We start from the raw sequence: 8,090 nt of genomic DNA on the forward strand, positions 1-8,090 counted from the left end.
ATGTTTTCCCGTAATGATTAGGCTCTCTCGAAACCGCGCGCCACTTCCCAGTCGGTCACGCGGCGGTCGTATTCTTCCTGCTCCCACCTTGCGGCATGCACATAGTGATCGACCACGTCGTCGCCAAAGGCCTCACGCAGCATTTTCGATCCGTCCAGGAAGGCGGTCGCGTCGCGCAATGTCTTGGGTATCTCGCGCACGTCCTTCCCGCCATAGGCGTCACCGACAAAAGCGGGCTCAAGTTCGAGTTTATTTTCAATGCCGTCAATGCCCGCCGCAAGAAGGGCGGCCATGGCGAGATAGGGATTGAGATCCGACCCGCCGACACGACACTCGATACGGATGCCCTTGGTTTCCGCGCCGCAAAGGCGGTATCCTGCCGTGCGGTTGTCGAGGCTCCATATCGCCTTGGTCGGCGCGAAGGTGCCAGCCATGAACCGCTTGTAGGAATTGATGTAGGGCGCCAGGAAATAGGTGATGTCGCTGGCATGCGCCAGAAGCCCGGCAACATAATGCCGCATCACATCCGACATGCCGTGTTCGCCATCCTTGTCGAGGAAAGCCGGCTTGCCATCCAGGCTCCACAGCGACTGGTGGATATGCGAGGAACTGCCAGCGGCATTGTAGTTCCACTTGGCAAGGAACGTCACCGCCTTACCCTTCGACCAGGCGATCTCCTTGGTGGCGTTTTTGATGATGGCGTGCCGGTCGGCCATAGTCAGCGCCTCGGCATAACGCACATTGATTTCCGCCTGACCGGGAGACGCCTCGCCCTTGGAATTCTCGACCGGAATTCCCGCACCCTGCAGGCCCTTGCGCAGCGCCCGCATGACGTCCTCTTCCTTGGTCGTCTGGAAGATATGATAATCCTCGTTGTAGCCGCTGGCGAGGTTCAGGTCCCTGTAGCCGCTGGCGCGTGCCGCATCGAAAGTCTGGTCGAACAGGAAAAATTCGAGCTCGGTCGCCATATAGGCCTTCAGCCCCATCGCCTCCAGCCGCGCCACCTGCTTTTTCAGCAGCGCGCGCGGCGAATGCGGCACTTCTTCATGGGTGTGGTGATCGAGCACATCGCACAGAACCAGCGCCGTGCCTTCCAGCCACGGCACCTTCCGCAGCGTCGAAAGGTCGGGCTTCAGCGTATAGTCACCATAGCCCTTTTCCCAGCTTGAGGATTTGTAACCGGGAACGGTTTCCATCTCCATGTCGGTGGCAAGCACATAGTTGCAGCTATGGGTTTCCTCAAAGGCGCTTTCAACGAAAAACTCCGCCTGGAACCGTTTGCCCATCAGACGCCCCTGCATGTCGACAAGGCAGGCCAGAACCGTGTCGATGCGCCCTTCGGCCACATCCATCTTCAGCGCGTCGAATGTATAGCTCGTCATTTTGTCCATCCCTTTTCATGTGGCGAGCAGGCGGCCGGTATGCGGCCGCCCGTCAGTTCGAGCATCAGGCCTTTGCAGCCGCCGCTGCCATGGCAGCCTGCTTGTGCTCCAGCGCGAACTCCTCTTCCGGCGACAGGATGAGGCGATGGCGTCCGACAAAGGCGAAGTAGGCAATGGCAACCGCAAACCATACGGCTACCCACAGCACACCCTTGGTGAAGTTCGGATCCTGGATCTGATAGAGCAGCGTCACGATGGCGATGATGATTGTCAACACCGCACCCGGAATGCCGAAGGGCGAGCGGAACGGCCGCTCGATATGCGGCAGATTTTTCCTGAGCAGGATGAAGGAAATCGCCTGCAGGATGTAGGAGAACATCGCACCGAACACGGCCATGTTCAAAAGCACGCTGCCGATGATGCTGCCGCCCTGTTCCGCACCCAGCGAGAACCAGATGACGAGCATGACCGCAAGGCCGACGAGCGCGCCGGCAATATTGGCAACGTATGGCGTCCGATATTTCGAATGAGTGATCGACAGCACGGTCGGGAAGTAACCCGCACGCGACAGCGAATAGATCTGGCGGCCCTGCGCATAGAGGATCGTATGGAAGCTGGCAATCAGGCCGGTCAATGCCACGAGACCGAGCAGCACCACGCCGCCATCGCCGTAGATCGCCTTGAAGCCATCCAGCAGCGGTTCAAGCGACGAGCTGAGATGAAAGGCGCCGACGCCCGGTAGTGACGGGTTCAGCAACACGATCATGAAGGCCGAAACCATCAGCGTGATGACGCCGAGAATGATACCCTTGGGCATATCGCGTTTCGGATCAACGGATTCTTCAGCCGCCAGCGGCAGCTGCTCGATGGCGAGGAACAGCCAGACCGCAAAAGGCAGCGTGGCAAGAACGCCCGAAAAACCGAATGGGAAAAAGGAACCGTTGCCTTCCGGCAGCTCCACAGCCTTGCCATCGGGTCCGACACCGATATTAAGCGCGTAACGCGAAAAATCCATGTTCGGAATGGCGCTGACCCAGAAAAACACCAGAACGCTGAGTGAAATCAGCGTGATGACCAGGGTGACCTTGAAGGAAAGCTCAAGTCCGAAGACGTTGAGAGCAAGGAAGATCGCGTAGAAGGCTATCCACACGAAGGGTGAATAGGCCGGATCGAGGCCGAGAATGGAGTTCACATAGGCGGTGATGAAGGTAACGACGACCGCCGGCGTCAGCACATATTCGACATTCTCGCAAAGTCCGGTGACGAAACCGCCCCACGGGCCCATGGCCGTGCGGGCAAAGGAATAGGCGGCACCCGTGTGCGGCAGCGCCGGGCTCATTTCCGCAATCGAGAATGTCAGCCCGAGATACATGATGGCGATAATGATGCCCGCCACCAGCATGCCGCCCCAGCCGCCGGTGGAAAAGCCGAAATTCCATCCGGAAAAATGCCCTGATATAACCGCGCCGACGCCAAGCGACCACAGCGACCACACGCCCGCGTATCGGGATAGTCCACGTTTTTCGAAATAGGATGCATCAGCCTTCTTGTAGCTGACGCCTGATGATGAACCGTCCATGCCCTTCTCTCCTTAATAGAAAAAAAAGCCAGCCAGCCGTTATTGGCCGATTGTGCCCCCAGTTTCCGGCATCGCCCGGGAGGTTTCCCGCACTGCGCCGCACGCATCTGCTGTTCCCTTGCCGCTTCATGCCGTTCCGGCTTTTGTCGATTGCGGCAGTCTCATTGACGGTCGGCTGCGGTGTTTTCACCATAAGCCGCCCCATTGCTCCCTCACTCATCGATTGATGAGAGCGCCTTCCCCATAAGCTCGTGGAGAAAATCGGCAATTGCCGATTGGTCTCCTTCATTGGCGATCAGATCGTTGCGGATCTCGATCATGACGTTCAAAAGTCCGTCCGGCAGCGCGTGCAGCCGCAATGTATGCGTTACACCGTCTTCCGGACCGTAGGGATCGTTGCGCTTTACCGTCAGCGCAGAACCCTCGGCGCCCACCAGCATCGCATCGGCCAGCCGGCTGTCAGTATCGTGCAGGATGCCGATCTGCACTTCACGGAACTGACCGTGATAGACCGGCGTGAAACTGTGAATGGTCACCACCACCACCTTGCGGCCGCGGTCCTGCCGCTCGGCAATAATCTCACTGACACGGTCGTGAAACGGCACGTAAAGCGCAGAGGTACGGGCAAACCGCTCCGCCTCGCTCAGATCGAGATTGCCGGGAATATTGTAAATCTCGCTTTTGACCGGCATGGCAGAAGGCGATTCCGGCGGCCGGTTGCAATCATAGACCAGGCGCGAAAACCGCTGATGGACGAGCGTGGCATCAAGCTTCTGCGAAAGCAGCCTTGCAACCGCCAAGGCACCCGGATCCCAGGCCGCATGGCTCGAAAGCACGTCCGGCGAAAGACCGAGCGTACCGAGTTTTTCCGGGATGGTGGCTGAAGCATGTTCGCAGACCAGAACGACGTCGCCCTTCGCTGCGGCGTTCTCGACGCCGACAGCCTGTCCTTCCGCTTCCGTGAAAAACCGTGAACGCACCGTCATGCACGCATCCCGCCCCGAAACCTGCCATCCCGCCGATGACGAAAAGAATTCTTCACATTATCGCGAGTGTCAAATGGAATTTTGAAATTTTCTCTTCATTTTCCCCATTGACTCGATAGCTGGCACAGATGCTTATATTCGCCAATACACCGGCAAAAAGACCGGAAGGGGAAAGATTTGCGCAGTACGACGGCCACCGTGTCGGATGTCATCCATGCCCACTATGACGCGCTGACCCGTTCGGAAAAACGGCTGGCGGAGAGCCTTCTCGGCAACTACCCCGTCTCGGGTCTCGGCAGCATCACCACGATTGCCGAAAATGCCGGTGTTTCGACGCCGACGGTGGCGCGCATGGTGCAGAAGCTCGGATACAAAGGTTACCCTGAATTTCAGGCCCATCTGCACCAGGAACTGGAAGCGACGATCTCCGGCCCGGTTGCCAAACATGACCGCTGGGCAACCAATGCGCCGGGTCTGCATATTCTCAACCGTTTCGCCGACGCCATAACGGGCAATCTGCGCGACACTTTGAGCGATCTCGACACCGCGGTCTTCGACAATGCCGCAAGGCTGCTCTCGGACCGCAAACGCAGCATCTATTTCGTCGGCGGGCGCATCACCGGCGCGATTGCCGAATATTTTTTCACGCATATGCAGGTGATCCGGCCAAAGACGACGCTGATGTCGTCCAACTCCAGCGCCTGGCCCCAATATATGCTGAATATGAGCGCCGGCGATGTGCTGGTGATCTTCGACATCCGCCGTTATGAGCACGACATGACGACGCTTGCCGAGGTGGCGAAGGCAAACGGCGTACAGATCATTGTTTTCACGGATCAGTGGACATCGCCGGTGGCGCGCCACGCGCTGCACACCTTCCGTGTGAAGATCGAAGCCCCCTCGGCCTGGGATTCATCGGTCGTTACATTGTTTGTCGTCGAAGCGCTGATCGAAGCGGTGCAGAGCAGCACCTGGGATGAAACCAAGGAGCGAATGAACGCGCTGGAAGGCCTGTTCGAGCAGACGCGTCTGTTCCGCAGGCCGGACCGGACATGAACATTAGTAGCCGGCACAGTGCTTGACGCGGAAACCGCCGGCTGATTGGATACCTGAAATCGCTACCAGCGCGATAAAGCGGGATAAAAACAAGCTGGGGAACATATCTGTCCAACACGAATGATGATGGGATTACCCCGCGATTGCAGGCACAAAGCCGGGTGATGGCGGAAAATGGGCGTAAAGTGACGGAATCCGGATAAATAAATTGCAATCCAGCCGTCACATTAGCTTCATCCAGAATCCGTATCAGCGTCCGTAATACGAGAACACGAAGAGGAGAAAAAAGTGATCTCTCATTGCCGTCGACTGCTTGCTGCCACCACCGCTCTGGTAATGGCCTCCACCGCGATCGCTGCCGCTGCGCCAAGCGCCGAACTGATCGCTGCCGCCAAGAAGGAAGGCATGCTGACGACCGTCGCGCTGCCGCACGACTGGTGTGGTTACGGCGACGTCATCGCCGCTTTCAAGGCGAAATATCCGGAAATCACCGTCAACGAACTCAACCCCGACGCCGGCTCTGCCGATGAAGTCGAAGCGGTAAAGGCGAACAAGGACAACAAGGGCCCGCAGGCTCCTGACGTTGTCGACGTCGGTCTCGCTTTCGGCCCGCAGATGAAGGCCGAAGGCCTGCTGCAGCCTTACAAGGTCTCCACCTGGGACGAAATCCCTGACAACGTCAAGGATCCGGAAGGTTACTGGTACGGCGACTATTACGGCGTGATGTCCTTCTTCGTGAACAAGGACCTCGTCAAGAACGTGCCGAAGGATTGGGCCGACCTGCAGAAGCCGGAATATTCTGGTCAGGTAGCGCTTGCCGGCGATCCGCGCGCTTCCAACCAGGCTATCCTCGGCGTTCTCGCCGCCGGTCTTGCCAGCGGTGCGAAGTCCGGCAAGGAAGCCGGTGAGGCAGGCCTGAAATATTTCGCCGAGCTCAACAAGGCTGGCAACTTCCTGCCAGTCATCGGCAAGGCTGGCACGCTGGCACAGGGTGCTACCCCGATCATCGTCGCCTGGGACTATAACGCGCTCTCCTGGAAGAAGACGCTGAACGACAACCCGCCCACGGAAGTCGTGGTTCCGGAAAAAGGCGTTCTGGCTGGCGTTTACGTTCAGGGCATTTCCGCTTACGCCCCGCATCCGAACGCTGCCAAGCTCTGGATGGAACACCTCTACTCCGACGACGGTCAGCTCGGTTGGCTGAAGGGTTATTGCCACCCGATCCGCTTCAACGCGATGGTTAAGGCCGGCAAGGTTCCGCAGGAACTGATCGACAGCCTGCCGCCGGCAGCAGCCTATGAAAAGGCAATCTTCCCGACGCTCGAAGACGTCGACGCCAACAAGGCCGCCGTTACCGGCGGCTGGGACAGCGTCGTCGGCGCGAACGTGAAGTAACCTTTGAAAAATACACCCCGGCTTTTCAAAAAGCCGGGGTGCTTCTTTGAGAGCATTTCAGGTAAAACTCCCTAGGTTTTACCCCCGGAAATTGCACAAAACAAAGATCGAAAGTGCGTCTGACGATTCCGTTTTAACCGGACGTGCGATAATAAAGAACTTTATAGACAGACCGTTTGAAAACGGCGTTTGGGGACCAGGCATGCCATCAACCAACTCCGGCGGACCATCCGATGCGGGCAGAAAGTTGCCGCTTCATTGGTTAGGCGTCGTACCTTTTGCTGTTTTTGTTCTGCTGTTTCTGATTTTTCCGACGATGAAAATCGTGGTCGGTGCGTTCCAGCGTCCCGATGGCAGCCTGACGCTGGAAAACGTCGCCGGGCTTTTCACCTCGTCCATCCTCGCGGCCTACTGGATTTCGATCAAGATCAGCCTCGCCTCGGCGGCTCTTGGCTGCCTGATTGGTTTTGCCGTCGCCGCCGCCGTGGTTCTGGGCGGTCTGCCGCAGCGCATTCGCGGACCACTCCTGACATTTTCGGGCGTCGCATCGCAATTTGCCGGCGTGCCGCTCGCCTTCGCCTTCATCGCGACACTCGGCCCTGTCGGCCTACTTACCGTGTTTTTGAAGACGCAGATCGGCATTGATCTGAGACTCCTCGGCTTCAACATCCTGTCCTTCTGGGGCCTGACCGTCACCTATCTGTTCTTCCAGATTCCGCTCATGATCCTCATCATCACGCCGGCGCTTGACGGATTGAAGCGCGAGTGGCGCGAAGCTGCGGAAATCCTTGGCGCGACCGGAGTGCAATATTGGCGCATGGTGGCCTTCCCCATCCTCCTGCCATCGTTGCTTGGCACCATGTCGCTGCTGTTTGCCAATGCCTTCGGTGCGGTGGCCACCGCGATCGCGCTTACCGGCTCGTCGCTCAACATCGTGCCCATCCTGCTTTTCGCGCAGATCCGCGGCGACGTTCTCGGCAATCCGCATCTGGGTTACGCTCTCGCCTTCGGCATGATCGTCGTCACCGGCATTGCCAATGCGCTTTACATCTGGCTGCGCGCCCGTAGCGAAAGGTGGCTCAAATGAAGAAGTTATTCGCCTGGGGCGCGCTGATCTTCGGCCTGCTCTATTTCGCCCTGCCGCTGATCGGCATGACCAACTTCTCGCTGAAAATGCGCCGCGGTGAATATTCCTTCGACGCCTATGGCAAGGTGCTCACCGACCCGCGTTTTCAGGAAACCTTCAGCTATTCTGTGGTGATGGCTCTCTTCACCATCGTTTTCGGTGTGCTGCTGGTGGTGCCCACGGCCTATTGGGTCCGCCTCAAACTGCCGGGCTTGCGCCCCTATATCGAATTCATCACGCTCCTGCCGCTGGTCATCCCGGCCATCGTCATCGTGTTCGGTTATATCAGGCTTTACAACACCTCCAGCTGGCTTCCGCTGACCGGCACGACCTTCGGCACCAACCTGCTTTTGATGTTCGGTTATGCCACGCTCGCCTTGCCCTACATGTACCGCGCCGTCGATACTGGTCTGAGGACCATCGACGTCTCGACGCTGACGGAAGCGGCGCAGAGCCTTGGCGCGGGGTGGACGACCATTCTGTCGCGCATCATCCTGCCCAATGTTCTGGTCGCCGTGCTATCAGGTGCGTTTTTGACCTTCGCCATCGTCATCGGTGAATTCACC

The 8,090-nt window shown here is 58.2% G+C and carries 7 protein-coding genes; 4 read left to right on the top strand and 3 right to left on the bottom strand.

Translation table 11 applies throughout. The annotated features are described in order from the left end of the window. Window positions 1-17: 17 nt before the first annotated feature. The 3 genes from T18_RS16700 to T18_RS16710 all read right to left on the bottom strand — a co-directional run bounded on the left by T18_RS16700 (window position 18) and on the right by T18_RS16710 (window position 3,947). The gene (locus T18_RS16700; protein WP_013636540.1) at window positions 18-1,382 is read right to left on the bottom strand and encodes a glutamine synthetase family protein; all 1,365 of its coding nucleotides are present in this window, start codon (window positions 1,380-1,382) and stop codon (window positions 18-20) included. A 64-nt stretch (window positions 1,383-1,446) separates the two neighbouring features. Next, complete coding sequence (locus tag T18_RS16705; protein WP_038491672.1) at window positions 1,447-2,961, bottom strand: amino acid permease; 1,515 nt, start codon at window positions 2,959-2,961, stop codon at window positions 1,447-1,449. Window positions 2,962-3,173: 212 nt separating this feature from the next. Further along, window positions 3,174-3,947, bottom strand: coding sequence for an N-formylglutamate amidohydrolase (locus T18_RS16710; RefSeq protein ID WP_013636542.1), 774 nt, complete (start codon window positions 3,945-3,947; stop codon window positions 3,174-3,176). Between the two features lie 177 nt (window positions 3,948-4,124). Here T18_RS16710 and T18_RS16715 point away from each other — a divergent pair, with 177 nt between their 5' ends. The 4 genes from T18_RS16715 to T18_RS16730 all read left to right on the top strand — a co-directional run. Continuing rightward, a complete protein-coding gene (locus T18_RS16715) occupies window positions 4,125-5,003 on the top strand; it encodes a MurR/RpiR family transcriptional regulator (protein WP_038491675.1) in 879 nt (292 codons plus the stop codon). A 288-nt stretch (window positions 5,004-5,291) separates the two neighbouring features. After that, window positions 5,292-6,398, top strand: a complete 1,107-nt coding sequence (locus T18_RS16720; protein ID WP_003513325.1) for an ABC transporter substrate-binding protein — start codon at window positions 5,292-5,294, stop codon at window positions 6,396-6,398. 202 nt (window positions 6,399-6,600) lie between these two features. Further along, window positions 6,601-7,485 carry an ABC transporter permease gene (locus T18_RS16725; protein ID WP_038491680.1) on the top strand — a complete coding sequence of 295 codons (885 nt, stop codon included), beginning with the start codon at window positions 6,601-6,603 and terminating at the stop codon, window positions 7,483-7,485. Further along, on the top strand, window positions 7,482-8,090 hold a 609-nt coding region (locus T18_RS16730), incomplete at its 3' end, for an ABC transporter permease (protein WP_323455237.1). The genes T18_RS16725 and T18_RS16730, both read left to right, overlap by 4 nt.

This window comes from Rhizobium sp. TBD182 (assembly GCF_001950375.1).
Taxonomy (GTDB): Bacteria; Pseudomonadota; Alphaproteobacteria; order Rhizobiales; family Rhizobiaceae; genus Agrobacterium; species Agrobacterium tumefaciens.